The 26,656-nt window shown below is 42.2% G+C and carries 22 protein-coding genes and 5 pseudogenes; 16 read left to right on the top strand and 11 right to left on the bottom strand.

Features of this window, described 5'->3' with window-relative positions:
- Window positions 1-482 precede the first annotated feature (482 nt).
- Window positions 483-1,742: a NupC/NupG family nucleoside CNT transporter gene (locus BM329_RS12170; RefSeq protein ID WP_092553519.1), complete on the top strand. Its 1,260-nt coding sequence runs from the start codon at window positions 483-485 to the stop codon at window positions 1,740-1,742.
- Between the two features lie 155 nt (window positions 1,743-1,897).
- Here BM329_RS12170 and BM329_RS15345 read toward each other — a convergent pair.
- Window positions 1,898-1,999 (bottom strand): annotated as a pseudogene (locus BM329_RS15345) (hypothetical protein); the annotation flags it as partial.
- Window positions 1,978-2,154 (bottom strand): transposase, encoded by a 177-nt coding sequence (locus BM329_RS12165; protein WP_092553516.1) that lies wholly within the window; start codon window positions 2,152-2,154, stop codon window positions 1,978-1,980. The pseudogene BM329_RS15345 and the gene BM329_RS12165, both read right to left, overlap by 22 nt.
- A gap of 914 nt (window positions 2,155-3,068) precedes the next feature.
- Between BM329_RS12165 and BM329_RS12155 the strand changes: the two genes are divergently transcribed.
- The 3 genes from BM329_RS12155 (at window position 3,069) to gorA (ending at window position 6,536) form a co-directional block, all read left to right on the top strand.
- A complete protein-coding gene (locus BM329_RS12155) occupies window positions 3,069-3,632 on the top strand; it encodes a hypothetical protein (protein WP_245759077.1) in 564 nt (187 codons plus the stop codon).
- A 554-nt stretch (window positions 3,633-4,186) separates the two neighbouring features.
- Window positions 4,187-5,029 carry a 23S rRNA (adenine(2030)-N(6))-methyltransferase RlmJ gene (locus BM329_RS12145; protein ID WP_092553510.1) on the top strand — a complete coding sequence of 281 codons (843 nt, stop codon included), beginning with the start codon at window positions 4,187-4,189 and terminating at the stop codon, window positions 5,027-5,029.
- A gap of 154 nt (window positions 5,030-5,183) precedes the next feature.
- The gene (gene gorA / locus BM329_RS12140) at window positions 5,184-6,536 is read left to right on the top strand and encodes a glutathione-disulfide reductase (protein ID WP_092553507.1); all 1,353 of its coding nucleotides are present in this window, start codon (window positions 5,184-5,186) and stop codon (window positions 6,534-6,536) included.
- A gap of 163 nt (window positions 6,537-6,699) precedes the next feature.
- Here gorA and lsrK read toward each other — a convergent pair whose 3' ends face one another.
- Window positions 6,700-8,292 (bottom strand): autoinducer-2 kinase, encoded by a 1,593-nt coding sequence (gene lsrK, locus BM329_RS12135; RefSeq protein WP_177216261.1) that lies wholly within the window; start codon window positions 8,290-8,292, stop codon window positions 6,700-6,702.
- A gap of 548 nt (window positions 8,293-8,840) precedes the next feature.
- Between lsrK and BM329_RS15080 the strand changes: the two are divergent.
- The 4 genes and pseudogenes from BM329_RS15080 to BM329_RS12110 form a co-directional block, all read left to right on the top strand.
- Window positions 8,841-9,012 (top strand): annotated as a pseudogene (locus tag BM329_RS15080) (autoinducer 2 ABC transporter substrate-binding protein LsrB); the annotation flags it as partial.
- Between the two features lie 68 nt (window positions 9,013-9,080).
- Window positions 9,081-9,965: a 3-hydroxy-5-phosphonooxypentane-2,4-dione thiolase gene (gene lsrF, locus BM329_RS12120; RefSeq protein ID WP_092553501.1), complete on the top strand. Its 885-nt coding sequence runs from the start codon at window positions 9,081-9,083 to the stop codon at window positions 9,963-9,965.
- 1 nt (window position 9,966) lies between these two features.
- Window positions 9,967-10,266 (top strand): (4S)-4-hydroxy-5-phosphonooxypentane-2,3-dione isomerase, encoded by a 300-nt coding sequence (lsrG, locus tag BM329_RS12115; RefSeq protein ID WP_092553498.1) that lies wholly within the window; start codon window positions 9,967-9,969, stop codon window positions 10,264-10,266.
- 258 nt (window positions 10,267-10,524) lie between these two features.
- Complete coding sequence (locus BM329_RS12110) at window positions 10,525-11,265, top strand: class I SAM-dependent DNA methyltransferase (protein ID WP_092553495.1); 741 nt, start codon at window positions 10,525-10,527, stop codon at window positions 11,263-11,265.
- Window positions 11,266-11,457: 192 nt separating this feature from the next.
- On the opposite strand, the pseudogene BM329_RS12105 reads toward BM329_RS12110, so the two are convergent.
- Together BM329_RS12105 and mobA are read right to left on the bottom strand one after the other, a co-directional pair.
- Window positions 11,458-11,619 (bottom strand): annotated as a pseudogene (locus BM329_RS12105) (molybdopterin-guanine dinucleotide biosynthesis protein MobB); the annotation flags it as partial.
- Window positions 11,616-12,218, bottom strand: coding sequence for a molybdenum cofactor guanylyltransferase MobA (gene mobA, locus BM329_RS12100; RefSeq protein ID WP_092553492.1), 603 nt, complete (start codon window positions 12,216-12,218; stop codon window positions 11,616-11,618). The pseudogene BM329_RS12105 and the gene mobA, both read right to left, overlap by 4 nt.
- Before the next feature lie 174 nt (window positions 12,219-12,392).
- Between mobA and BM329_RS12095 the strand changes: the two are divergent.
- The 5 genes and pseudogenes from BM329_RS12095 to spfP all read left to right on the top strand — a co-directional run bounded on the left by BM329_RS12095 (window position 12,393) and on the right by spfP (window position 17,975).
- Window positions 12,393-12,612: pseudogene (locus tag BM329_RS12095) on the top strand (DUF1040 family protein).
- 63 nt (window positions 12,613-12,675) lie between these two features.
- Window positions 12,676-13,671 (top strand): serine/threonine protein kinase, encoded by a 996-nt coding sequence (locus tag BM329_RS12090; protein ID WP_092553522.1) that lies wholly within the window; start codon window positions 12,676-12,678, stop codon window positions 13,669-13,671.
- Window positions 13,672-13,687: 16 nt separating this feature from the next.
- Window positions 13,688-14,308 (top strand): thiol:disulfide interchange protein DsbA, encoded by a 621-nt coding sequence (dsbA, locus tag BM329_RS12085; protein ID WP_092553489.1) that lies wholly within the window; start codon window positions 13,688-13,690, stop codon window positions 14,306-14,308.
- Between the two features lie 440 nt (window positions 14,309-14,748).
- Window positions 14,749-17,541, top strand: a complete 2,793-nt coding sequence (gene polA, locus BM329_RS12080; RefSeq protein ID WP_092553486.1) for a DNA polymerase I — start codon at window positions 14,749-14,751, stop codon at window positions 17,539-17,541.
- Window positions 17,542-17,927: 386 nt separating this feature from the next.
- On the top strand, window positions 17,928-17,975 hold the full coding sequence (spfP, locus tag BM329_RS15370) for a small protein SpfP (RefSeq protein WP_438361642.1): 48 nt from the start codon (window positions 17,928-17,930) through the stop codon (window positions 17,973-17,975).
- Between the two features lie 146 nt (window positions 17,976-18,121).
- Here spfP and yihA read toward each other — a convergent pair whose 3' ends face one another.
- Window positions 18,122-18,751 carry a ribosome biogenesis GTP-binding protein YihA/YsxC gene (gene yihA / locus BM329_RS12075; RefSeq protein ID WP_092553483.1) on the bottom strand — a complete coding sequence of 210 codons (630 nt, stop codon included), beginning with the start codon at window positions 18,749-18,751 and terminating at the stop codon, window positions 18,122-18,124.
- Between the two features lie 667 nt (window positions 18,752-19,418).
- Here yihA and ppiA point away from each other — a divergent pair.
- The 3 genes and pseudogenes from ppiA to BM329_RS12060 form a co-directional block, all read left to right on the top strand.
- The gene (gene ppiA, locus BM329_RS12070; protein ID WP_092553480.1) at window positions 19,419-19,985 is read left to right on the top strand and encodes a peptidylprolyl isomerase A; all 567 of its coding nucleotides are present in this window, start codon (window positions 19,419-19,421) and stop codon (window positions 19,983-19,985) included.
- A 357-nt stretch (window positions 19,986-20,342) separates the two neighbouring features.
- Window positions 20,343-20,918 (top strand): aminodeoxychorismate synthase component II, encoded by a 576-nt coding sequence (locus tag BM329_RS12065; RefSeq protein WP_092553477.1) that lies wholly within the window; start codon window positions 20,343-20,345, stop codon window positions 20,916-20,918.
- A 121-nt stretch (window positions 20,919-21,039) separates the two neighbouring features.
- A pseudogene (locus BM329_RS12060) lies at window positions 21,040-21,346 on the top strand (aminotransferase class III-fold pyridoxal phosphate-dependent enzyme); the annotation flags it as partial.
- A 225-nt stretch (window positions 21,347-21,571) separates the two neighbouring features.
- Here the strand turns inward: BM329_RS12060 and crp are convergent.
- The 5 genes from crp to murQ form a co-directional block, all read right to left on the bottom strand.
- Complete coding sequence (crp, locus tag BM329_RS12055; RefSeq protein ID WP_004240730.1) at window positions 21,572-22,204, bottom strand: cAMP-activated global transcriptional regulator CRP; 633 nt, start codon at window positions 22,202-22,204, stop codon at window positions 21,572-21,574.
- A 514-nt stretch (window positions 22,205-22,718) separates the two neighbouring features.
- On the bottom strand, window positions 22,719-23,588 hold the full coding sequence (locus BM329_RS12050; RefSeq protein ID WP_092553474.1) for a phosphoribulokinase: 870 nt from the start codon (window positions 23,586-23,588) through the stop codon (window positions 22,719-22,721).
- Window positions 23,589-23,664: 76 nt separating this feature from the next.
- Window positions 23,665-23,883 carry a YheU family protein gene (locus BM329_RS12045; RefSeq protein WP_092553471.1) on the bottom strand — a complete coding sequence of 73 codons (219 nt, stop codon included), beginning with the start codon at window positions 23,881-23,883 and terminating at the stop codon, window positions 23,665-23,667.
- A gap of 169 nt (window positions 23,884-24,052) precedes the next feature.
- A complete protein-coding gene (gene murP, locus BM329_RS12040) occupies window positions 24,053-25,519 on the bottom strand; it encodes a PTS N-acetylmuramic acid transporter subunit IIBC (RefSeq protein ID WP_092553468.1) in 1,467 nt (488 codons plus the stop codon).
- 26 nt (window positions 25,520-25,545) lie between these two features.
- Window positions 25,546-26,454, bottom strand: a complete 909-nt coding sequence (gene murQ / locus BM329_RS12035) for an N-acetylmuramic acid 6-phosphate etherase (protein ID WP_092553465.1) — start codon at window positions 26,452-26,454, stop codon at window positions 25,546-25,548.
- Window positions 26,455-26,656: the final 202 nt, after the last annotated feature.

The following is a 26,656-nucleotide window of genomic DNA, read 5'->3' as shown; positions in this document are numbered from 1 at the left end:
AACACGAGATTACAAAACACCGAATGAGTTATTTAAAGGAATACCCACTCATTTACTTCGTCCATTACGGTGTTGCGCTTAATATGTGAATCCAAGTTTCTTCTTTATAAAAAATAATATGAGGGTGCAATTATAAAAAGATAATGTATCACCCAGTAATTAGATATAATTATTTTTATTATACGAGTAATTATCTACAATAAAGCCCAGTTGAATGAAATAAATCATCAGGAATATATAAATTCCATTTTGTTATCAAAAATTGTTAGCATAGAATACATACAATTTAACAAAGTAGGCTAACTCGCTGAGGGTGTCAATTTCAGTGCCAATATCGAATTAATTTTAAATAATGCGAAATTAACCACAAAAATTGTCATTAATACGCAAATACACTGAATCAATATTTTACCGTGATGTATTAACAATACTTCTCCACAGATGAACAGTAACGTTCTCAATGGACTCAAAAGGAAAAATGAATGGATATTCTTCGCAGTATAATCGGTATTTTTTTATTGCTTTTTATCGGATACATTTTTTCAGTTAATAAGAAAATGATCAGTCTTCGGACAATAGGTGCCGCGCTGTTATTGCAAATTAGCCTTGGCGCTATCATGCTCTATATCCCTGCGGGAAAGTGGCTCCTTCAAACTCTCGCCAGCGGTGTCAGCGCTATACTGGCCTACAGCGAGGCAGGAAGCACATTCATCTTCGGCAGCTTAGTCAGCGCCAAAATGAATGAACTGTTCGATGGAAAAGGTTTCATCTTTGCATTTCAAGTTCTACCGGCCATTATCTTTGTGACTGCACTCATTTCAGTTCTCTATTATCTCGGAGTGATGAAATGGATAATTCACTCTCTGGCATATGTATTCCAGAAAACGATGCGTATCAGCAAAATAGAGTCATTCGCGGCGGTGACGACCATATTTTTAGGGCAAAATGAGCTGCCCGCGATCCTAAAGCCTTTTATTAAAAAAATGAACCGTAATGAGCTGTTTACCGTCATGTGCAGTGGAATGGCTTCTCTTGCTGGCTCTATGTTAATCGGTTATGCCGGATTGGGTGTACCCATTGAGTATCTTTTGGCGGCATCCTTGATGGCGATCCCTGGCGGGATCTTGTTTGCACGCTTGCTGAGTCCGGCCACAGAATCCTCTCAAGTCCAATTTGACCAAATTTCATTCAGTGACAACCGTCCTGCCAGCATCATTGAAGCCGCCGCGAACGGGGCCATGCTGGGATTAAAAATTGCCGTTGCCGTCGGTGCAGTTGTTATGGCATTTATTGCAATGATTGCGATGATCAATGGTGTTATCGGCAGCATTGGTAACTTATTTGGCCTGACAGGGATAAGTTTAGAGCAGTTATTTGGCTATCTATTTTCACCCTTGGCCTATCTGATGGGCGTAAGTCAGGAGCATACCGATCTGGTTGGCAGTCTGATCGGTCAGAAATTGGCAATTAACGAGTTTGTTGCCTATGTCAGTTTTTCTTCTTACTTAACAGACCCAGCGGTCTTATTGGACACGAAAACCATTGCCGTGATTTCGTTTGCACTTTGCAGTTTTGCGAATTTCGGCTCGATTGCTGTCGTTGTGGGGGCGTTCATCGCGGTTGCCCCTCAAAAAGCGTCAGATATCGCTCAATTGGGATTCAGGGCATTACTGGCAGCAACACTCTCGAATCTCATGAGTGCAACGATTGCAGGGCTATTCATTAGCTTATCGGGAGCATAGGGTGTTTTTAATAAACTAATCATAATCAGATAGCTAATTAGGGGAAGTCTCAGAAAACGGAATTTAAAGCACGATAAGGACTTCCCCAATCAATCAGGCTGTTCATTCATTATTGCAGGTTGTATCCGTTTGTGGGCCGATAACAACTGTTCTGCTCAAGAAAAATCGGACACGTTTACGAAGGCCATTTCATATTCCACGGGTGTTAAATCATTATTGGCCGTGTGCAATCGTGTTAAATTGTAATAATGCAGATAATCCAATCATAATGTTTCCGCCACGTATGCAGGAGTTTTGTTGGAATACCTAAGGTTTCAGCTGCCTGTGGGACTGTATAGCTCTGTTCAACAACCAGATTGACCGCTTCTCTTTTAAAGTTATCGGTAAATTTTTGGGGTGATTTTCGTTTCATCAAGACACCTTAATTAAAGTCATTCTATTCCTTTACCAAAGTGTCCGAATTCATTAAAGCACAAGAGCTTGAAGGGTTTATGTTCACTGGAAAATATGAATAATTAAATCGGTTAAATTTAAAGCCGGAAAGATCCCCGTGATCTTCCGGCTTTGTTTTTTGAGAGCGGCTCACTCCCCGCCCTTAGCGGCTTTTGTAGTCGCCAATCAGCTCACGCATTCGCAGCTTAATTTCACTGATTTGCTCGCGCTGGCTCCGGTATTGCTGTTTGAGGCTGTGGCCCTGTCGTTTTGCGGGACGTATCCCACGGTGTAATAACGTTCTGTTTTAGCGGCTTTAAATGATGAATAAGCATTTTTACCTAAAAATAATCCATACCTAGGATTAAATCGCATTAAAAATACTGGTTATTTATACAGATTGGTGTTTTTTCTGAAAGTTCTACAAACTTAATTCTGTTAAAACTATTAGTAAATAACGTTAGTAATCATTTTCTTCATTTATTATTTGTTAACCATATTTTTCTATTTGAAATCAGAAAAATCGCTAGTACAATTACTATACTTTTTCCCTATCCAGAGTATTTGTATACTACATTTCTGGTATTGAAAAACAGAAGTAAGTGTCAATTTTTATCTTGTAAATCGTACTTAAGTTATCAAATAGCAATTGTAAAATAGTTGATTGTAGGTGATGTGGAGTTGTATCCGAAATTTAAGATATACCTTCATGACATATTGTATTCATGACATATTGTAAACCCCAAAAATATCAGGCTGTAGTTGAAAGCCGAGGGTGTCTTTTGTTGATTTTGTTTATAAATATCATGATTTGGGGAGAATGATAAAATTGACATGGCAAGTTTAATAGTAATTTTTTGATTTTCAAGGTTAATATTCAAAATCCGTTTTCTCATGTCAGACTTGATTATGAAGGGGGGAATGATGTTTTTCCATGTTGTCAACAAAAATAATATTATCGTATTTTCCTTAATATTGGGAATTGCCATTTTGTTTTTATTTTTTAATAACAGCCGAGTGGGCATTATTGGTTATGCCGATAAGCATTGCCAGAAAAACACAGCCTGTTTGATTGATATAAGTAAGATTACCCCTTTTGACTGGGATAAAATGTATATCATTGATAAAGGAATGGGCCGTGAAGATATTGAACATATTATCGGTGCGGATTTTAATAAAGAAACCAATATTTTTTATAAAATAATTTTTGTCAGGAATAAAAAGGTAGTTTATTCAGATGAGTATCATCATTCGGATGATCCTTATGAAAAAAAGTTTATCAAACCTAATTTTCATTATCCTTATGAAAAAGAAGGGGGTTATTTTAGTCACTATGCGATTTCTAAAGATAATTCCATTCTTTCAGTTGAGATTGAAAATGAGCCACTCTTGAGTGATAAAGTTTACTACAAGATTTCTCCTTCTAATGCACAGCAAGTTAGGGGAAAAAATCTATAATCTTCTCTCATTTCTTTCGTGAATATGAGCAATATTGATACAGAGTTGAGGCAGGCCAGTTATTTTTTCTTGGCCTGCACTTTTTGTCAGCCAAGTTATTTTTCGCAGTTTTTGGTTTATTGTTTTGTTCTTCCAAACGTTTTTCTAGAGAACATACACTCTTGATGTTTTCCAAGGTTAGGAGTAATCCTGTTATCAGACGCTTATTTTTATCTTTTTGAGCATATTCTAGTTATTTTTCCAGCGTTTTTCTCTTTATCTTACATCCTGTTTTATCTTGGCTGGCATAGGCAACACTCATACTGAGAACGATCAATACAGATAACATCACAGTTTTTGACATCATGAATTATTCCTAAAGTTATTGGAAATACTTATCCAAAATTTTACATGCTGATTTCGATTTGATCCTGAAACTCAACTGGATTAACAACGGAGAGGATACCGAAGAAGGCTTTTATCTTTTTTGTGGAGAATGGGGCTATAATGCTCCTTTAATTGTCTGGTAAGGCATCAGGCAAGTTATCAATATTTTTCTCTCGGGGTTAAATAGAATGTTAAGTTATCGTCACAGCTTCCATGCTGGCAATCATGCTGATGTGTTGAAGCACACGGTGCAAAGCCTGATCATTGAATCATTTAAAATAAAAGAAAAACCTTTCTTATATCTGGATACCCACGCTGGCGCAGGTCGTCATCAATTGACCGGAGAGTATGCGGAGCGTACAGGAGAGTATCTTGAAGGTATTACCCGTATTTGGCATCGTGATGATATCCCTGAGGAATTGACTGCGTATATAGATGTAGTGAAAGCCCTGAATCCAAATGGTTCCCTGCGCTATTATCCGGGTTCTCCCCTGATTGCCCGTCATTTGTTGCGGGAATATGATGAGCTTAATCTGAGCGAATTGCATCCCAGTGATTTTCCTTTACTACGTACGGAATTTTCCCGTGACCAACGTGCGCGTGTCCTGCGGGACGATGGTTTTCAGCAGCTGAAATCAAAACTTCCTCCAAAAAACCGTCGTGGATTTGTGTTGATTGATCCCTCTTATGAATTGAAATCGGATTATCAGAATGTTATTCAAGGCATTCAGGAAGGATATAAGCGTTTTGCAACAGGCACTTATGCATTGTGGTATCCCGTTGTGCTGCGTCAGAAAATCAAACGCATGATAAAAGAACTGGAAGCAACAGGTATCCGTAAAATTTTACAGATCGAATTTGGTGTGCGTCCTGATAGTGATCAGCGTGGTATGACGGCATCAGGCATGATAGTTATTAATCCGCCGTGGAAATTAGAACAGCAGATGAAATCTGTGTTGCCGTGGCTGCATCAGGTACTGGTTCCTGAAGGAACAGGGCATACTTCGGTGAAGTGGATTGTACCTGAATAAGGTGAGAGTTCAGTATGGCGTAATCATTTTAATAGCTGCGCCTTATGGCAATAAAAGCCAGAATCGTCCACAGTCGGTGATAACTTTTTGTAATAATAAGCGCCAGATTGAACTTTAGCCAGTAAGTTAATTGATTAGACGGAAGTGACCTAAGATGAGTAAACATTACGATTATATTGCAATTGGTGGTGGCAGTGGTGGCATTGCTTCCATTAACCGTGCGGCCATGTATGGGCAGAAGTGTGCCCTGATTGAAGCAAAAGCATTGGGCGGAACATGTGTTAATGTGGGCTGTGTACCGAAGAAAGTAATGTGGCATGCCGCCCAAATTGCGGAGTCTATTCATCAATATGGTCCCGATTATGGGTTTGATACTACAGTTAATCGTTTTGACTGGAAAAAACTGATCGCCAGCCGTACTGCCTATATTGATCGCATTCATCAGTCGTATGAGCGAGTACTGGGTAATAATAAGGTAGATGTTATTCAGGGTATTGCCCGTTTTATTGATGCACATACTGTTGAGGTTAATGGTGAAAGGATCACGGCTGACCATATTTTGATTGCAACAGGTGGTCGTCCTTCTCGCCCTGATCTTCCCGGTGCGGAATATGGCATTGATTCAGATGGTTTCTTTGAACTGGATGAGATGCCAAAACGTGTTGCTGTAGTGGGGGCTGGCTATATTGCAGTGGAAATTGCGGGTGTTTTGAATGCGCTGGGTAGTGAAACTCATCTGTTTGTCCGCAAGCATGCACCATTGCGTACTTTTGACCCATTAATCGTTGATACTCTGCTGGAAGTTATTAAAAAAGAAGGGCCAACACTGCACACGGAAGCAATATTAAAGTCTGTGATTAAGAATTGTGATGGCAGCCTGACTGTTCAGTTGCAGGATGGTAGAAAGCAGACGGTTGATGCCTTGATCTGGGCGATTGGGCGTGAGCCGATGACAGATAATCTGAGTTTGTCTGCTACTGGTGTTGAACTGAATGAAAAAGGTTATATCCAGGTCGATAAGTACCAGAATACCAATGTTAATGGTGTTTATGCAGTTGGTGATAACACCGGTGCGGTGGAATTAACGCCGGTCGCAGTTGCGGCAGGTCGTCGTTTGTCAGAGCGTTTGTTCAATAATAAACCGAAAGAGCATCTGGATTATTCTAATGTGCCAACGGTTGTATTCAGCCACCCACCGATTGGCGTTGTTGGTCTGACGGAACCGCAGGCAAAAGAGCAGTATGGTGATGAGCAAGTTAAGGTTTATACATCATCATTTACCGCGATGTATACCGCTGTGACGCAACATCGTCAGCCATGCCGGATGAAGTTGGTTTGTGTGGGGGAAAATGAAAAAATCGTTGGTATCCACGGTATCGGCTTTGGTATGGATGAGATCCTGCAAGGTTTTGCGGTTGCGTTGAAAATGGGTGCAACGAAAAAGGACTTTGATAATACCGTTGCTATCCATCCGACTGCGGCGGAAGAGTTTGTTACTATGAGATAACTCTTTATTATGAGTAATAGGGTCAATTATTGTGCTTTCTTAAAATAAATCTGCCCTTTCTTCTGATTTCAATGCAACGTGGATCCTTCCATATTTAAAATCAAATGATTAACGTAGCAGAGCAAGCTGCCTGACTTGCTCTGTTTATTCTTTAAATATTGGATCACAACCCCGGTGCTTTCCACAAAGAGGTTGTTAATCCATCATCCACCAGATGCAGTTGATCTGCATAGACTGCCTGCCAATCTTTCTTCGCTTTTTGATAAATCTCGCGGTGGTGTAGGTTCGGTTGATATTCACGATCCCAGCGTACTAATTTCTCTCCGGTCGTGGGCATGGAGTCATATAAACCAACGCCAACACCTGCCGCGATCGCACAACCTAAGGCTGTCGCTTCTTTAACCACAGGCACTCTGACAGGTAATCCGGTAACGTCAGACAGAATTTGGCTCCAGAGTTTTCCTTTCGAACCCCCTCCGGCAAAGACCAAAGAATCGGCTTTGATGCCAGAGAACTCTGAAACCATATCGAGGTTACATGCCGAAACGACAGCCGCGTTTTCTTCCAATGCACGGAATAGCGTTGCCTTATTGCATTTTTCCGGATCAATCGAGAGATTGAGGAAAGAGGGCGCAGCGTGGTACCACGATTTAAAACGCATGACATCGGAGAAAATAGGTATTATGCCATGTGCACCAGCAGGAACCCGTGCTGCCATATCTTCCAGCAGACTATATGTATCAACGCCTAATCGTTCTGCCAGCAGTTTTTCTTCTGCGCAGAAGGCATCGCGGAACCAGCGCATGGTGAGACCGGTAAAGAAGCTGATGGATTCTGCCTGTGCCATGCCTGGAATAATATGCGGGTTAATGCGGATGTTCATGTTCGGATCGGTGATGGGTTCTGGAAGATTAACGACTTGCTGCCAGAATGTTCCGCCGAGTACCGCGGTTTGAGCAGGTTTGACCACTCCAATGCCCAGGCAGCCGAGTTGGACATCACCGCCTCCTACAATCACAGGTGTACCACTGTTCAGGCCACATTCGGCCGCTGATTTTTCCGTGATATAGCCGAGTAGTGTGCCGGTTTCTTTGACGGGAGAGAGAATATCGGAACGAAGTCCGGCCATCTCCAACAAACTTAGTCGCCAATTGCGGCTGGTTAAATCCAGCATTCCCGTTGTACCCGCATTGGAAGGATCAACCGCCAGTTCGCCACTGAGCATATAAGCCAGCCAATCGCTGATCATGGTCAGGGTACTGGCTTGCTGGTAGATATCAGCACGGTGATGAGCCAGCCAAAGCAAACGCGGCATTGCGCCCAGTGCCAGTGTCTGGCCGGAGTAGCGATAGACGTCAGACTCAAAGGTATTATTGTAAAGCTCTTTTAGCTCGCTGACTTCATGGCTGGAACGGGCATCCACGTTGGCACATGCCCAAATGGGATCGCCGTTGCGATTATAAAGGACAATACCTTCCCGCATTGAGCAGGCGGCAACGCCTTGAATCGCATTAGCGGGCAGATCTGCTTTTTGCAGTGCTTGTCGGATACATTGGCAGGCCAGTTGCCAGTTGTTTTTGAGGTCAAATTCCATAGAACCAGCAACATTCGGTACAGTCTGGTGTATCCACTCAGCCTGTCCGACGGCGACTTGATTCCCTTCTAGATCAAATATAACTGCACGGATACTGCCAGTTCCTGCATCAAGCGCCATCAAATACTTCCTTGATGGTTGAGCATGAGCGCGTTGATTCATGATGCTATCCTCGTCTGTCGTTATCTTCTTATTCGATATGGCACAGGAGTGGATAGATATTTCTTGGTTAATTTGATCGACATAATAATTTCTTTATCCACTGGGGGAGAATAAATATGAAAATAATTAATGTATTAGAGGGTTCTCACAAAAATTTGAACAATTTTAATTTGAATCTAATTTTTTCATGATAATGTGATCTGAATAGTGAAAAAATCTTAAGTTTTGAATTAGAGTGGCGAACAGATTTATCTTAAATAAATGTTCACATTCAGCATTGATGGTATTGAAGCGGATCGACTTCACGCTGATGCTGGAAGTTTGGTAGTGGATGGCACTACTGTTAATCATCCAATACCTGCAAAAGCACATTAGCTAGGCATTTACCTTGTGCCAAAAGAGCCTTTATTATTTCCCAGTCTTTCTGTGCAGGAAAGTATTCTATTTCATTTTTCTAAACATCTAGTCTGTGAAAACTGGATGCAGTGATAATCTTTGCAGACTGCGGAAGGTATATAGCTATTCATGTTGCCAATGAGATATCGTAAAAAGGCGATCTGAATGTGGGAGATAAATTGAATATTCCTGATATTGGCGACATTGAAATTTCACCTAATAGTGTGCAAGGGCTACCGTTATGAAGCGAAAGGCAGTGGCATTGTTGTCATGCCGGAAAGGGTGATTTTTACCAAAGAGAATATCAATCAATATAATTTTTAACCAATACGATTTCTGAGTCATAAGGCTGTGAAATACAGCCTGTCTCTGACACCTTTCTGGAGGAAGAAATGGCAGATTTAGATGATATCAAAGACGGTAAAGATTTTGGCATTGATAGACCGCAAAAGAATGCTCTGTTTGAACTGAAGGGCTGTGGTGCGCTGGATTGGGGTATGCAGTCCCGTTTGTCACGAATTTTCAATCCTGCGACTAATAAAACGGTGATGTTAGCGTTTGACCACGGTTATTTTCAGGGACCAACAACAGGCTTAGAGCGTATCGATATAAATATTGCCCCTCTGTTTGAATATACCGATGTGCTGATGTGCACCCGGGGCATCCTGCGCAGTCAGGTTCCGCCTGCAACCAATAAACCGGTGGTGTTGCGCGCGTCTGGCGCTAATTCAATTCTGACTGAACTCTCCAATGAAGCTGTCGCGGTGGCGATGGAAGATGCACTCCGGCTTAATGTTTGTGCTGTGGCGGCTCAGGTTTATATCGGCTCAGAACACGAACACCAATCCATCAAGAATATTATCAAGCTGGTGGATCAGGGAATGCGTTATGGTATGCCAACGATGGCAGTGACAGGCGTCGGCAAAGATATGGTCCGTGATCAGCGTTACTTCTCACTTGCGACCCGCATTGCAGCAGAAATGGGGGCGAATATTATCAAAACCTATTATGTTGATACCGGTTTTGAGCGGATCGTGGCGGGCTGCCCGGTTCCGATTGTGATTGCAGGGGGTAAGAAATTACCGGAGCTGGACGCGCTTGAGATGTGCTATCAGGCGATTGATCAGGGCGCGTCTGGTGTGGATATGGGACGCAATATCTTCCAGTCCGAAGCGCCTGTTGCGATGCTGAAAGCGGTGCAGGCGGTGGTGCATCACAATGAGAAGCCTGCTCAGGCTTATGAGCTGTTCCTGAGTGAAAAAGCTAAAGGGGAATAATATGCACGTCACGCTAGTGGAAATTAATGTTAAAGCTGACAAGGTAGACGAGTTTATCGAAGTATTTCGGGATAATCACCTCGGTTCTATTAAAGAGCCGGGCAATTTGCGCTTTGATGTTCTGCGTGATGAGAATATTCCTACTCGTTTCTATATTTATGAAGCTTATACTGACGAAGCGGCAGTTGCGGCACATAAGAAAACGCCTCATTATCTGCGTTGTATCGAAAAACTGGAAGCGTTGATGACTGAACCACGGAGAAAGACTGCTTTTGTTGGTTTGATGCCAGAAGGGAAGTAAGAACGAGAATATATTAAGGTGAATAACAGAAAATAGGGTGAGTAATAGAAAAGATTTCTCAGGTTATTCTTTCGTGTAATCATCTTGTATTTTTTCAGCACTTAGACAGCCCGCAATTCATATATGGGCTGTTTCCCCCAAAGTACCATTGATTGACTGTGCCCTCTAAAAATAATTTCTGTCACTATTGATGCCACAGAGATCATGGAACATGGAAAGTAGGGGAAATATAACAACCATTTATTAGAGGGCATAATCATGGTAAAAAAAGAGGTAGATTATAATTCTATTGGCGAAAGTTATGAACAGTTCATCCAACGCTCTCCTCAACGTGCATTAGAGGTTCGTACTGTATTAGATATGGTGGGTGATGTGCGTGGAAAATCGATTTTGGACTTGGCTTGTGGGTACGGTTACTTTGGTCGAGAATTGCGAAAACGAGGAGCTTCAAAAGTTGTTGGCGTAGATATTTCGGAAAAAATGATAGAACTGGCCAGAACAAAGTCAGAACAATATGGTGATGACCTAGAGTTTCACGTACAAAATGTTTGTGATATGAAATCATTTGGTAAGTTTGATATCGTCGTTGCTGTCTGGTTGTTCAACTATGCTGAATCACCCGAAGATCTTGAGACCATGTTTCAGGTTATTGCTGACCATCTTAAACCTTCTGGTAAATTAATGGGTTACACTATTTCACCTGAATTTCAATTAAAAATGGGCAACTTCGATGCTTATGGCATAAATATTCTGAGTGAAGAGTCATGGAAAGGTGGTAGTCGTTATCAAACTGAGTTTCTTAGTATGCCACCGAGTGATGTCACATTTTATCGATGGGATCGTGAACATTACGAGCGTGCTATTGAGAAGGCAGGGTTCAAAAAATTTGAATGGCACAAAGCAACTCTTCTAGAGAGTGAAATTGAACGCTATCCTGATGGTTTTTGGCATATTTTCCAACAAAACTGCTTTAATATCGGCCTTACCTGCTCTTACTGACGATTTTGTTGCCATTCTAAAACCACTTTTCCTACAGAAATGGATTATTTGCTTTCATGGATGTTTCAATCTTTAATTTACGGAAATAAGGTTGCAGATTGAAATTGGGAAAAACGTCCTTAACGTTACTATCAGGGCGTTTTTTTATTGGTATAACCACTCGGCGATAAATGTTGTTACTTTATCCGGTTAATCAACATCCATATAGTGATGAGTATGTTTAATCAGTCCAATCCGTATATTCTGCTGACGCAACAATGGAACCATCTGTTTTAACAGCGTTGTTTTTCCGGTTCCGCTATAAGCGGTGATGCCCAGTATGGGCAGCATTGTGTTATTGTTGTTGCGGCTCATGCTGACTCCCGGCAGAATTCCCAATGCTTATTTTCCCAGTCATGGCACTCTTCTGGTGTATTTAAATTAGTGAAAGCACTGGGATTAGGAAAATAGACCGTTTTTGCCTTAATCATCTGCATAAAAAACATCAGTTTTCTGTCCCCCAGAGCGAGATAGCTTTCCAGTCGGGGGATTAAACTGCGGTGCATTAACGCTAAGGTAGGGTGGGCGCGCTGACAGTCGTGTGCATAAGCTGCCCAGGCATGTTGTTTGTAGTGCCACAGTTTTGTAACAAGGTTTTCAGGAAAATCGGGGACATCACAGGGAACAAAGACCACCCATTCATGGATGGCTTTCTTCAATACCGCCAGCATACCTGCCAGCGGCCCAGAAAAATCGGTAGTGATATCCGGTATGATGGGATAACCACTTTGTTGATAAATCCCAAGATTGAGATTGGCATTGATTAATAGCTCGTTCACCTGTGGCTGCAATTTTGTGGCAATGTGTTGGTATAATGGTGCGCCATCGAATTGCAACAATCCTTTGTCATTCCCTCTCATGCGGGTGGATAGCCCTCCAGCTAGAATTGCGCCACTGATTTTTGGATGCGTCATGTTAAATTACCTGATATTGGGTAATGAAATGTTTGGGTATATATAGCCATTGTGAATCAATATTTAACGATGCTGCTTTGAGGTGGAGTATAACTTTACGCTGATTGACAGACCAATTCTTTCTCAGAAGCATTAACCCTGCTAATTTGTATAGTTATTTATAAGGAATTAAAAATGAGATGTCATCGCCTCAATGAAATTATCGAACTTTTGCAAAAACTGGCTGGTGAAGCGGGTTTTACAGGTCATTGACTGAACTTACAGATGATATTGTGATTTATCACTTGAAAATGCGCGGTACGGACAATCATGCTGAAATTCCGGGTTAAAAAAAGATTATGAAGAAGATTTTAAGACCGCCCTGTTACGTGCCAGAGGCATTATTAAAGATTGATAAAGAGAGAATTGTCTTGTGACAAATAGCCTTGTGACAAATAGTGTTGTGACAAATAGTGTTGTGACGGAAGCGAAGGCTTTTAATTTCCAGAATATTACGCCGGATTTAATCATGGATGCGTTGGTGCAGTCTGGCCTGTATATCGATTCCGGTTTGACTGAACTGAATAGTTACGAGAATCGTGTTTATCAGTTCATGGATGAAGATCGTAAGCGCTATGTCGTGAAATTCTATCGCCCCTTACGTTGGAGTCAGCAGCAGATCCAAGAGGAGCATGATTTTACGCATGAATTACAGCAGGCAGATTTGCCCGTTGCGGCACCGCTGGTGTTTGATGGGAAAACGATACTGAATTATGGCGGCTTCCTTTTTGCCATTTTCCCAAGCGTCGGGGGACGTCAGTACGAATCAGACAATTTTGATCAGTTGGAAGATGTTGGAAAATTACTGGGCAGAATGCATCAAATTGGCTGCAAAAAAACATTTTCTCACCGTCCGACGCTGAATATTGAGGAATATTTGTATCAATCGCATCAATGTTTGTCTGAATGTGAACTAATTCCTGCTAGATATAAGAAAGGTTTTTTGGCCGCACTGGATGAATTGAACAAAGCGGTAGCTGAGCAGTGGTGTGAGCATGGGAACTGGCAAGCCCTGCGGCTGCACGGTGATTGCCATGCTGGTAATATTTTGTGGCGTGATGAAGCATGGTTTGTCGATCTTGATGATGCCCGCAATGGCCCCGCCGTGCAGGATTTGTGGATGTTACTTAATGGTTCACGGCAGGAACGTCTGGTTCAACTGGATATCCTGCTTGAATCATATGGTCAGTTTATGGACTTTGATCCAAAAACATTAGCGTTGGTCGAACCTCTGCGTGCGATGCGAATGGTCTATTATTTGGCTTGGGTCGCTCGTCGTTGGCAAGATCCTGCTTTCCCTAAAGCATTTCCGTGGATGGCTGACAGCGATTTTTGGTTTAAACAAATAAGTCTTTTCTCTGAACAAATCAGGTTGTTACAGGAACCACCTTTACAACTCAATCCTATATATTAATTTTCTGGAGACCATTATGAAAAAGTTTTGGCTAGTATTGGCAGGAGCGTTGATGGCATTTAATACGTCCGCCGCTGGTTTTTCTGAAGGAAAACAGTATGTTGAATTAGAAAAGCCGGTTGCGAATCAGCCGCAGGTTTTAGATTTTTTCTCTTTTTATTGTCCCCATTGTTATCAGTTTGAAAATGTCTACCACGTTATTTCTACTGTTGAGAAAAATCTGCCGGCAGGGGTCACTAAGGAGCGTTATCATGTTGATTTTATGGGACCTTTGGGGCAAGCTCTGACGGATGCTTGGGCTGTTGCCATAGTTATGAAAATTGAAGATAAAGTCACTCCAATTTTGTTTGATGGTATTCAGAAAAGCCACACTATCAATAGTAAGGATGACATTCGTAATGCCTTTATCAAAGCGGGGATCTCTGGTGAAGACTACGATGCCGCATTGAATAGCTTTATTGTACAATCTGTAGCAGCCAAAGAACGTCAGGCAGCCAAAGATTTGGGATTACGTAGTGTCCCGGCTGTTTTTGTTAATGGAAAATATCAGATTAATAATGGTGGAATTGAGGCTACAGCCCTGGATTATGCCCGAAAATACTCCGATGTTGTGAACTATCTGGTAACTAAAAAATAAGTCACATGGTTATACTCAGGCTATGGTTGTAATGCAAACGATGGCTACAATGAAATAAGAACATTAAGTATTAATATAAAATAACATAGGTATTGGGCCAGCCATGATAAAGCTGGCACAATACCTGCTGAAAAGCCCCTTTCATAACATAAACTCCGGTAATATCCACAAGTCAGTGATTTTTAAGTAGTTGCAAGATTTCTTTAATATTCTCTGTAATTCATTGATTTTTACCTTCTGTTACGCACATTTTACAGTGATAAACATAAATCTGTTTTATATACCATTTTTTTGTGCACAAAGTTATCCACAGAACATTGTTCAGGATATTTGTCATAAAATGCACGTTCTCACGAGAAAATTATCGCAAAATTCGTCTATAACGACACAGTATGGCATTCTATTCTTTATACATCTCACAGAATGACGAAGAAAATTTTATGGCACAGATAGCAGACAATCCCTTGATTTTGGTTGACGGTTCTTCATACCTTTACCGCGCATATCATGCGTTTCCTCCACTGACAAACAGTGCGGGAGAACCAACGGGCGCCATGTATGGCGTGCTGAACATGCTGCGCAGTTTAATCATGCAGTATAAACCGAGCCATGTGGCGGTCGTGTTTGATGCCAAGGGCAAAACGTTCCGTGATGAGCTATTTGCTGAATATAAATCTCATCGCCCTCCTATGCCGGATGATTTGCGTGCTCAGATTGAGCCGTTGCATAAAATGGTCAAAGCCATGGGACTACCACTTTTGGTTGTACCGGGTGTCGAAGCTGATGATGTTATTGGCACATTGGCATTGCAGGCTGACCAAGAGGGACGCTCTGTTCTGATAAGCACCGGCGATAAAGATATGGCTCAGTTGGTGACACCGAACATTACCCTGATTAATACTATGACCAATACTATTCTGGGACTGGAAGAGGTCACGGAAAAATATGGTATTCCTCCTGAACTGATCATTGATTTTCTTGCCCTGATGGGAGATTCTTCCGATAACATTCCGGGTATTCCGGGCGTTGGTGAGAAAACCGCGTTGGGGCTATTGCAGGGTATTGGCGGTCTGGATGACATTTATTCCAGTCTTGATGAGATTGCCACACTGAGCTTCCGTGGTGCTAAGACACTGAGCGGAAAAATGGAACTGCATAAAGAAGTGGCTTATCTTTCTTATCAATTGGCGACAATTAAAACTGACGTTGAATTGGATAGGGTTTGTATCGATCTTGCTGTTGTGCCACCAGATGTGGATGAATTGCTGGCTCTGTTCAATCATTATGAATTTAAGCGCTGGATAAATGACGTGCAGAATGGCAATTGGCTGGAAGGTAAAGGTCAGAAACCTGCCTCTGGCGGTACTAAATCAGACTCGATAGCGGCAGTGTCAACCTCCGTCAAAATTTCACCGGAAAGCTATCAAACCATCCTTGAGCGCCAATCCCTTGACGAGTGGATTGAGAAATTGAAACAAGCTCCGGCATTCTCTTTTGATACCGAAACTGATGGCCTGGATACCCTGACAGCCAACTTGGTGGGAATGTCCTTTGCCATTGTGGCGGGAGAGTCAGAAATTGAAGCGGCTTATTTGCCGTTGGGACATGATTATCTGGATGCACCACAGCAACTGGATCTGCATGAGGTTCTTGCAGCATTAAAACCACTGCTGGAAGATGCCAATCTGCCCAAAATTGGTCAGAACCTGAAATTTGATCGTGGCGTTCTGGCGCGTTATGACGTTGCTCTGGATGGTATTGTTTTTGATACCATGCTGGAGTCGTATGTACTGAATAGCGTGGGAGGGCGACATGATATGGATAGTCTGGCAGAACGCTATCTGGGCTATAAAACCACGACATTTGAAGAAATTGCGGGCAAAGGCAAGAAACAGCTTACTTTCAATCAAATTCCGTTGGAGGAAGCCTCAAAATATGCAGCGGAAGATGCAGATGTGACTTTGCGACTGCATCTGGCAATGTATCCTCAGTTAGAGAGCGCTGAGACACTGAAAAAAGTGTTCCAGGGAATTGAAATGCCGTTGGTACCGGTGCTTTCCCGTATAGAACGAACAGGTGTATTGATCAATTCCCAAACGTTAGCAGAACATTCACGGGAAATTGCTGCGCGTTTAGATGAGCTGGAAAAATCCGCTTATGTGTTGGCGGATGAAGAATTCAATCTGGCTTCGCCAAAGCAGCTGCAAGTCATCCTGTTTGAGAAAATGAACTTGCCTGTACTGAAAAAGACGCCAAATGGCGCGCCATCGACAAATGAAGAAGTGCTGGAAGAGCTGGCCGAACATCATGAGTTGCCCCGGGTTATTTTGAAGCATCGTGGGCTGGCCAAACTGAAATCTACCTATACTGATAAGCTGCCCCAGATGGTTAACCCGCTGACAAACCGCGTTCATACTTCCTATCATCAGGCTGTGACTGCAACCGGGCGCCTTTCTTCTCGTGATCCGAACCTGCAAAACATTCCTGTCCGTAATGATGAGGGAAGACGTATCCGCCAGGCATTTATTGCGCCTGAAGGTTACCGCATTATGGCAGCAGATTATTCGCAGATAGAATTGCGTATTATGGCGCATTTGTCACAGGACAAAGGATTGCTGGAGGCGTTCGCACAGGGCAAAGATATCCATCGGGCGACTGCCGCAGAAGTGTTCGGTGTGCCACTGGAACAAGTAACCAGTGAACAGCGTCGTAGTGCGAAAGCGATTAACTTTGGCCTGATTTATGGAATGAGTTCTTTTGGTTTATCCCGCCAGTTAGGTATTCCGCGTGGTGAAGCACAACGCTACATGGATCTCTATTTTGAGCGCTATCCGGGGGTACTGGCTTATATGGAGCGTACACGTCAGCAAGCAGCTGAGCATGGGTTTGTTGAAACGTTGGAAGGTCGGCGGTTGTACTTGCCGGACATCAAATCACGTAATGCCATGCGTCGTAAGGCTTCAGAACGTGAAGCCATCAACGCACCAATGCAGGGCACGGCTGCGGACATCATCAAGTTGGCAATGATTACGGTAGATGATTGGATAGTCAGCGAAAAACCCGGTGTACGTATGATCATGCAGGTTCACGATGAATTGGTGTTTGAAGTACATGAATCTGAGTTGGAGATGGCAGAGCAGAAAATCAGAGAATTGATGGAGAAAAGTATGCAGCTTGATGTGCCATTAAAAGTTGATGTCGGGATTGGTGATGACTGGGATCAGGCACACTGATGAATCAATCAGGCAGATATTTTGCCAATCAAAAATCCGCTGAAGAAATCAAAGAACCGAATTTTTGCGGTTCTTTTTTTAGGTTTTTATGTTTGTGCAGAAATATTTTTTTATTGAATGATTTTTATGGAATCACAGTTTATTTAATCGACGAAGATTATCCCTATTGCGCAGCGAAGAGGCTTGTAACAACAATTTCAGTTAGGTTTTATATTAGATCTGGATCTCACAAATATGTAATTAAACTACATTAAAGACAGTATAAAACCTAATTTGATTAAAGAACAATGGCTGAATCGAAGTATTTTATGAAAATTAATTACAAAAAAATCTTTTTTTGATTGAAAGAATAGGGTAAAGTTGCCTGCGTAGGGTACAGAGGTAAGATGTTCTATCTTTCAGACCTTTTACTTCACGTAATCGGATTTAGCTGAATATTAGCTGCCCCAGTCATCTTTTTTGACTGGGGCGTTTTTTTATGTTCGTTTTATACTTGCCATATTTCAATTTGCAGCTAGCAAAGCAGCAAATTGAAATCGATTGGATTAAGTAGACGGGATGCGGTGAACGCCGGTGGATATTACTCCACCTCAGTTTCAATGGCAGGCTGGTTGAACCAAATATCTAGCTTCTGTTCGAGTTTATCAACGCCGATTTTTTTCAGGGAAGAAAAGTATTCGATCTGAACATCGCCATTCAGATCAGCCAATGTCTGACGGACTTTCGCCAACTGGCTCTTACGGGCGCCGGATGCCAGTTTGTCGGCTTTGGTCAGCAATACCATGACAGGGATTTGCATCACAACAGCCCATTCGATCATCTGCATATCCAGATCTTTCAGCGGATGACGAATATCCATCAAAACCACCAAACCCAGCAGGCATTCGCGTTTCTGGAGATATTCTCCCAAGGCTTTTTGCCATTTGCGCTTCATTTCTTCTGGCACTTCAGCGTAACCATAGCCCGGCAGATCCACCAGGCGAATCCCTTCTTCTACTTCGAATAGGTTAATTAACTGAGTTCGGCCAGGCGTTTTACTGGTACGCGCAAGGCTCTTTTGGCGGGTCAGTGCATTCAGGGCACTGGATTTCCCCGCATTTGACCTACCGGCAAACGCGACCTCAATGCCCGTAGCTTGAGGCAGGTGGCGAATGTCAGGTGCACTCGTGACAAAGTGGGTCATTTGATAATTGTAGTGTTTGATGGTCAAAATGGTTATCTCCCAGAGGAATACGCAAAAAATAGCGCGGTGATTATACCGAGAGCGGCGGCTTGTGGACAGGCGTAAATTAATGTCGATATTGTTGTCGCGCTTTTCTGTATACAAGAGCCAATCGACGGTAGCTTAACAGTCCCATAGGGAGACTCAAACCCTTCAATTAGCTCTGCGGTTTTTTCTAATACCGATGAGTAATCGTTAGTTCTTTTTTGATGTTACGGGAAACGGGTTGAATATTGATATTCGGAAACACCTTATACCATCCTATGTTCAAATTTTTAATTAGCATCACTATACACTTCGTCTTTCAAACTGCCTCTTTGTTGGCTGCGCTCGCTCACCCCGGTCACATAGTTATCTATGCTCCCGGGGATTTGCTCTCTTGCCGTCGCGATGCAACTTGAAATCCATTGTGTATATATTGCCGAATCTTTATCCTCTGATAAATTATGTTCTTTGGCGCGGAAAGCGCATTAATATGGCGTTTATTACCAAAATAGCTCTCCCAAAAATATGCGAATATAAAAATTACATAAATAGATTTTCTTCTAATCACCTAAAAATACCCGTAAATGTAGGTAAATATTTGGAACTTATCCCTATAGGGAATTACACTTAATGAGTTTTGTTGTTGACCTCAAAAATAAAGGAACCATCAATGTTTAAACGTATTTTTGTGTCGCTTATAGCTGCATGTGCTATCGGTGTGATAGCTACTCCAGTATTGGCAGCTGAAACTCACGTGAAGCTGATGACATCAGCCGGAGAAATTGAACTTGAGTTGGATAGTAATAAAGCACCAATTACCACCAAGAATTTCGTTGAGTATGTCAATGAAGGGTTTTATAACAACACTATTTTTCACCGTGTGATTCCTGGCTTCATGATTCAGGGCGGCGGTTTTACAAAAGATATGAAGCAAAAAGCCACTAGGGAGCCAATCAAGAATGAGGCGGATAATGGCTTGCGTAATCTTCGTGGCACAATCGCGATGGCGCGTACCGCAGATAAAGACAGTGCAACCAGCCAGTTTTTTATTAACGTTACCGATAATGCTTTCCTTGACCATGGTCAGCGTGATTTTGGTTATGCAGTCTTTGGCAAAGTGGTAAAAGGCATGGATGTGGTTGATAAAATTTCTCAGGTCAAGACAGAAAATGTTGGTCCTTATCAAAATGTACCAGCAAAGTCTATCGTGATTTTGTCAGCCAAGATCGAGCCTTAATCTGATATAAGCTTTCATCTTTTAAGTTGCTGTTTTGTAGGCTGCGCTCACTACCCCAGTCACATAGCTGTCTATGTTTCTGGGGATTAATGAGAAGTTCCTGCCTCTTGAAATCCATTGGTTTTAAGCCATAAGTAGATGCTCGGATAATCGCCCTTGATTGTTGGAGTTGCATTTTCTTTTCTGAGTTTCCCTTCTCTGTCGCTACTATTCTAACAGTGCTTCTGTGGTATGATGAGTACTCCGTTGCCGTTAATAGTGTTTACCTGATTTTATTTTACCGTGATACATAATGCATAATACCCCAATGTGGGTGGGATAACTTATAAAACTATAAAATCAGTAGGATATACTCCTATGTTATTAATAATAGATAATTACGACTCTTTTACATTCAATTTATATCAGTATTTTTGTGAGTTAGGGACAGAGGTTTTAGTTAAACGCAATGATGAGTTACAGCTTGAAGATATCGAAAAGCTGGCACCCACGCATTTAGTGATTTCACCTGGGCCTTGTACGCCAAATGAAGCAGGGATTTCGCTGGAAGCGATTTCGCATTTTGCCGGGAAGTTACCTATTCTCGGTGTGTGTTTGGGGCATCAGGCGATAGGGCAAGCTTTTGGTGCGAGCATAGTCAAAGCCCGTGAAGTGATGCATGGAAAAACTAGCTTGCTCCATCATTGTCAGCAGGGGGTATTCAAGGGATTGGATCATCCTTTGACTGTCACTCGTTATCATTCTTTGGTTATTGCCGCGGAAACCCTTCCGGCATCATTTGAAGTAACGGCATGGAGCCAACGCAATGGTGATGTGGATGAAATCATGGGGATACGCCACCGTACTTTGCCACTGGAAGGAGTGCAATTTCACCCAGAAAGTATTCTTAGTGAGCAAGGACATGAGTTGTTGAATAATTTTCTTAAATATTAGTCTGGTAACACCAAACCCCTCACTCCCCTGTTTTTTTATTTGCTATAATGTGGTTTTTTATTCATATTTAATGACTATTATTTCACTTTGGTGTGGCAAATATAAAAACAAGGTGAGGGAAATGGTAGAAAATACAGAAAAAGACCTAAATAGATACAATCAGGTCATGTTACCGGTTTATGCACCCGCGAGTTTTATTCCTGTCAGGAGGAAGGCAGCAGGGCGAAAAGCTATGGCATGCCAGTAAAATTCTTACCAATGAAGCCGCATTTAAATTAGCTCGTTGTTACGCGATCACCTGCCATCATCCCAATAAAACTAGAATCATTGCTTTTCACCAAGCGTTTCACGGGCGTATGTTTTCTACTGTTTCGGTAGGCGAAAAATCGAAATATGCCGATGGATTTGGTCCCAGGCCAGCTGATATAGCGGTTGAACAGAGGCTGATGTTATTGAGTGCAGGAGACGGTATTCTGCGTTTTACGCCGTCATTAGTGATTCCTGAGGATGATATGGCAGAAGCATGGCACGACTGGATATAGCGATAGCGCGGTGGTTAAATAAATAAGCTGGCAGCCAGATAGATAAAGCAATAACAGAACAAAGAAGCCAGTAGGAATCTCGTGGATTACACTGGCCCGGTTTTTCAGGAACTAACGGGTTCCATAAACGACAATAGTTTTACCATGTGCAGAGATCAGGTTTTGATCTTCCAGCATTTTCAGAATGCGGCCAACTGTTTCACGTGAACAACCTACAATTTGTCCAATCTCCTGACGTGTGATTTTAATCTGCATCCCATCAGGGTGAGTCATCGCATCAGGCTGCTTAGCCAGATTGAGTAATGTTTGGGCGATACGGCCTGTAACATCCAGAAAAGCCAAGTTACCCACTTTTTCGGAAGTCGTTTGCAGGCGACTTGCCATCTGAGCAGATAAACGCATTAGAATGTCAGGATTAACCTGAATTAACTGGCGGAATTTCTTGTAAGAAATTTCAGCCACTTCACAGGCACTTTTAGCGCGCACCCATGCTGTACGTTCTTGCCCCTCTTCAAACAATCCAAGTTCACCAATGAAGTCTCCCTGATTTAAATAAGAGAGAATCATCTCTTTACCTTCTTCATCTTTTATTAGAACAGCAACTGAACCTTTAACAATGTAGTAAAGCGTTTCTGCTTTCTCGCCTTGATGAATAAGCGTGCTCTTGGATGGATATTTGTGAATATGGCAGTGTGACAAAAACCATTCAAGAGTAGGGTCTGTTTGTGGCTTGCCGAGAACCATTCGCTTTATCCTCTGTTGTTATTTCTGCCTTTATGAAGTGAGAAACAGACCGTTTCTCTGAAGGCTAGTTTTATAAAGTCAATAGATTAACATATTAACTTGCTGAAAAACTGACAAACGAGAATTTTATATGGATTATAAAAATTTCAATATACAAGTGTATTGATTTTAACCCATATACCTTGCCAGTCTCGCATGTAGGCTTGTTTGTAACATAGGAAAACGTTTCTGTCTTCTCTTGTATCACTTCAGCATATTAAACTGGTTATCAGATTACCAGAAATTGGTCTAGAGACGTGGTCTTATTGATTTTATATTTATAATAACGAAAGATAATGCTGAATACTGTCCTTTTAGTGAAGTATTTCACGTTGTTTTTGCATGTATTAGCTTCTTCATGGTTATGATTTTTATCAGGCTGATTCATCGCTACACAAATCACTTATTTATTTTAATAAAACAGGCAGCATTATTTTTTGTTACCTGTTTTATTAAAAATAAAATGAAGCCTAGATCATGAGATCTTTTTACCTTCCAGTAATTTTTTGACGAGCGGTGCCATAATTAACTCCATAGCCAACCCCATTTTTCCACCCGGCACGACGATAGTATTTATACTGGAAATAAATGAACCCTGAAGCATTGCCAGTAAATAAGGAAAATCAATTTGGGTTAGACCTCGAAAGCGGATCACGATAAAACTTTCGTCTAACGAAGGAATGGCCTTGGCAGAAAAAGGATTAGAGGTATCAACAGTGGGAACGCGCTGGAAGTTGATGTGTGTGCGTGAAAATTGAGGAGTGATATAGCGAATATAATCGTCCATTGAGCGAACAACAGAATCCATGACAGCTTCTTGAGAGTGCCCACGCTCGCTGGTATCACGGATCAGTTTTTGTATCCATTCCAGATTGACTATAGGTACAACACCAATCAGCAAATCAACATGGCTGGCGACATTATGTTGTGGCGTGACAACACCGCCGTGCAGCCCTTCGTAAAACAGGACATCGGTGTTTGACGGCAACGGTTCCCATGGTGTGAAAGTGCCTGGTACTTGGTTATAAGGAACGGCTTCATCATAAGTATGGAGGTATTTGCGGCAGCGACCACTGCCTGTTTCTCCATAATCATAAAACGTCTTTTCCAGCATGTTGAAATCATTGGCTTCTGGCCCAAAGTAACTGATATGCCTGCCCTGCTCTTTCGCTTTTCGGATCTCAGCATCCATTTCTGGGCGAGTATAACGATGAAAACTATCCCCTTCAATGAGTGCAGCAGTTACATCAAGTTGTTGGAAAATCTTACGAAAAGCTACACTGGTCGTTGTCGTTCCTGCTCCACTGGAGCCAGTGATTGCAATGACAGGATACTTGGCAGACATGAACAGACTCCTTATCAATAAAAATTGGGATTATCTTTTTAATCAGTATCTTATGATGGATAAAATGGGCCAAACCTTATGGGCGGAACATCTCTTTAGGCATGATATTGACAGTTTCATATAATTCAGACCATACCAGCAGAACCTCACCTCGTTCAAGCTGCCGTTTGACATCCTGTACTTTTTGTTCAAGTGTTTTTTCTTGATCACCATAATCGGTACCTTCACGTAAGACAAAACTTTCAATTAAGTTGAGTAGAGTACCGGTTTCAAGTTGTTGCCACGGTATCATCATTGTAATTGCTCCTGATGATGTTTTGATTGCTATGAAATTAATTGTTTTTCGGATAATTGTTTTTCGGATCGTTGTTTTAAATGAGATAACGTTAAATAAGGCGTCAGCTAGTGTGTTTTATGGGACGCTGTTTCAGGGTCTTCGCTCCATCTAAAATTAGGGGCTAGAGTCAATTCATGTCAATATTTTTACGGCCAAAAAATAATGTCAGTATAAAACCTGATAGGTAAGCGACGAGCAATCCGGCACTATATACTGCCATGCCCGTGAAGATACCATTGTTGGAGGTCATCAGGGGCAGCGCGACCAGACCGGAAGGGCCGAAAACACTATTTAATCCGACTGGTAATCCCCACCAGGCAATCAGACCGATAAAAAAACCGCCAACTGCACCACCGAGACAGGCGGTGACAAAGGGTTTTACGCGAGGCAGTGTTACGCCATAAATCAAGGGTTCCCCAATTCCCAGAAACCCCGGAATGATGGCACCTTTGATTTGAGTGCGCAACAAGGAACCCTTTTGAGCTTTCAGATATAACGCCAGCGCAGCACCCACCTGACCAGCTCCGCCCATTGCGAGAACAGGAAACAGGGAGTTGAAACCCTGTGCATCCATCAAGGCAAAATAGACGGGGACGAAGCCTTGATGCACACCAAACATTACAGCGATTAAGAACAAACCTGCCAGAATTGCTGTGCCGAATGGGTTACCATTCAAGTTCATGAACAGCCATGACATCGTGGTAAATAAATAACTCCCGACGGGCATAATGATGATAAAAGCAACAGCACCCATGATAAGCAGAGTAATAGCAGAAGTCAGGATCATATCGAGGTCAGATGGCATGACTTTGCGGATTTGCTTTTCTACCCATGCACCGAGAATACAGGCAATCAGCACACCGATGATGTTGCCTCGGGGATCGATGGCGAATCCAAAGAAATTATTTATGCCAGAATAGAACCCGCTGTTGGCTTCGGCGTTATAACCCAATACGAATAAAGATGCGATAATTGCACCATTAACACCTGATCCGCCAAAAGCTTTTTGCGCATTGTAGCCAATCAGGATGCTCAGAAAACTGAACATGCCTTTGCTAAAGATTTTCATATAACCGATCATCCCGACCAAAGTCGTGTCGGGATGCACAGCGTCTTTGACAAAAATCTGCTCCAGCAGGGTAGCAAACCCCAATAACAGACCAACAGCAATAAATCCGGGGATTAAAGGCGTAAAGATGGTGGCAAATTTAGACAGAAATTTATGGATTGGACTGGTTTGTTTTTCTTTGAGATGTTTTTTGTTTGAGGTGGCGATATCTTTTAGGTTTTCAGAATGATGCTCAGTGACATGAAGTTTTAGTTCATTGGGGTTATATGATTCACTGAGCAGTGTATTCATAATATCTGCGGCTGTTTGAGCTTTACCGGGGCCAAGGACAATCTGAAGTTGGTCATCACTTTCTATGACGCCTAAGACGCCCGCAATTTTCTGCAATCTGATTTTATCGATAAGTGAATCATTGCGTAGAGTCAACCGCAGTCGGGTCATACAATTACCACTGTGTGCAACATTATCCGTCCCGCCAATGGTGTTGAGTATTTCGAGCAGCATTTCCCGACTAATTTTAGCCATTTATGTCCCCTTCTAAGAGGTAATGATTATCGGTCTTTTGAGATGCTTGGCCGGATAAGCCCTTGATGCTTTTTCAATAATTTTTTGGCTTCTTCGGCACTTATACCCGATAAAATCATCACAATTGCAGTTTTACAGTGACCACTACAGGCGTTCAGGGCTTTTTCGGCGGTTTCCCTGCTGCACTCGGTGGCAGCCATAACAATATTTTTCTGACGTTCGATTAACTTGGCATTTGTGGCTTCCACATCTACCATCAAATTGCCATATACCTTGCCAATGCGGATCATGGCACCTGTCGTGATCATATTCAGCGCCAGTTTTTGTGCTGTTCCGGCTTTCATGCGAGAAGAACCTGTCACAACTTCCGGCCCTACTACGGGCGTGATAGCAATGTCAGCCAATTGCGTCATCGGGCTAACAGGATTACAACTGATACAGGCTACGGTAGCGCCAACGGATTTAGCATATTCCATTGCACCTAATACATAGGGTGTCCTGCCACTGGCTGCGATCCCCACGAGGATATCCCGCTGATTAAAGTGTAGTCCCTTAAGATCGCCTGTGCCTAACTTCCGGTTATCTTCCGCATTTTCGACCGCTTTCAGAATTGCCTGATGCCCCCCTGCAATTAAACCGATCACCTGTTCTGGTTTTGTACCATAAGTTGGCGGACATTCACTGGCATCTAAAATACCTAAACGCCCAGAAGTGCCGGCTCCACTGTAAATTAAACGCCCGCCCTGACGAAACACCTCTGCGACCTTATCAACTACTTTGGCAATTTGCGGGAGTGTTTTTTCAACGGCGATAGCCACTTTTTTATCTTCATCATTGATAACTCGCAGCATATCGAGTGTTGATAGTTGATCAATGTCGGAACTGGCGGGATTGCGACTTTCTGTCACCATATTGCTTAAATCTATTTTCGTCATTTTTTGCCGTATGTTTATGGGAGATTAATGAAGTTAAAATTACCGTATTGAGTGCTTGGTATAAAATATATCAATAGATTCAACTTTTGTGTAAATTTAAATGAGACTTGGATTCACATATTAAGCGCAACACCGTAATGGACGAAGTAAATGAGTGGGTATTCCTTTAAATAACTCATTCGGTGTTTTGTAATCTCGTGTT

Origin of the sequence: Xenorhabdus koppenhoeferi, assembly GCF_900116635.1 — a bacterium.
Taxonomy (GTDB): domain Bacteria; phylum Pseudomonadota; class Gammaproteobacteria; order Enterobacterales; family Enterobacteriaceae; genus Xenorhabdus; species Xenorhabdus koppenhoeferi.
This window is presented reverse-complemented; position numbering and strand designations above follow the sequence as displayed.

Coding starts and splice junctions, on each gene's coding strand:
- BM329_RS12170 (WP_092553519.1), top strand. CDS start 483: ATGGATATTCTTCGCAGTATAATCGGTATTTTTTTATTGCTTTTTATC.
- BM329_RS12165 (WP_092553516.1), bottom strand. CDS start 2,154: ATGAAACGAAAATCACCCCAAAAATTTACCGATAACTTTAAAAGAGAA.
- BM329_RS12155 (WP_245759077.1), top strand. CDS start 3,069: ATGTCAGACTTGATTATGAAGGGGGGAATGATGTTTTTCCATGTTGTC.
- BM329_RS12145 (WP_092553510.1), top strand. CDS start 4,187: ATGTTAAGTTATCGTCACAGCTTCCATGCTGGCAATCATGCTGATGTG.
- gorA (WP_092553507.1), top strand. CDS start 5,184: ATGAGTAAACATTACGATTATATTGCAATTGGTGGTGGCAGTGGTGGC.
- lsrK (WP_177216261.1), bottom strand. CDS start 8,292: ATGAATCAACGCGCTCATGCTCAACCATCAAGGAAGTATTTGATGGCG.
- lsrF (WP_092553501.1), top strand. CDS start 9,081: ATGGCAGATTTAGATGATATCAAAGACGGTAAAGATTTTGGCATTGAT.
- lsrG (WP_092553498.1), top strand. CDS start 9,967: ATGCACGTCACGCTAGTGGAAATTAATGTTAAAGCTGACAAGGTAGAC.
- BM329_RS12110 (WP_092553495.1), top strand. CDS start 10,525: ATGGTAAAAAAAGAGGTAGATTATAATTCTATTGGCGAAAGTTATGAA.
- mobA (WP_092553492.1), bottom strand. CDS start 12,218: ATGACGCATCCAAAAATCAGTGGCGCAATTCTAGCTGGAGGGCTATCC.
- dsbA (WP_092553489.1), top strand. CDS start 13,688: ATGAAAAAGTTTTGGCTAGTATTGGCAGGAGCGTTGATGGCATTTAAT.
- polA (WP_092553486.1), top strand. CDS start 14,749: ATGGCACAGATAGCAGACAATCCCTTGATTTTGGTTGACGGTTCTTCA.
- ppiA (WP_092553480.1), top strand. CDS start 19,419: ATGTTTAAACGTATTTTTGTGTCGCTTATAGCTGCATGTGCTATCGGT.
- BM329_RS12065 (WP_092553477.1), top strand. CDS start 20,343: ATGTTATTAATAATAGATAATTACGACTCTTTTACATTCAATTTATAT.
- crp (WP_004240730.1), bottom strand. CDS start 22,204: ATGGTTCTCGGCAAGCCACAAACAGACCCTACTCTTGAATGGTTTTTG.
- BM329_RS12050 (WP_092553474.1), bottom strand. CDS start 23,588: ATGTCTGCCAAGTATCCTGTCATTGCAATCACTGGCTCCAGTGGAGCA.
- BM329_RS12045 (WP_092553471.1), bottom strand. CDS start 23,883: ATGATGATACCGTGGCAACAACTTGAAACCGGTACTCTACTCAACTTA.
- murP (WP_092553468.1), bottom strand. CDS start 25,519: ATGGCTAAAATTAGTCGGGAAATGCTGCTCGAAATACTCAACACCATT.
- murQ (WP_092553465.1), bottom strand. CDS start 26,454: ATGACGAAAATAGATTTAAGCAATATGGTGACAGAAAGTCGCAATCCC.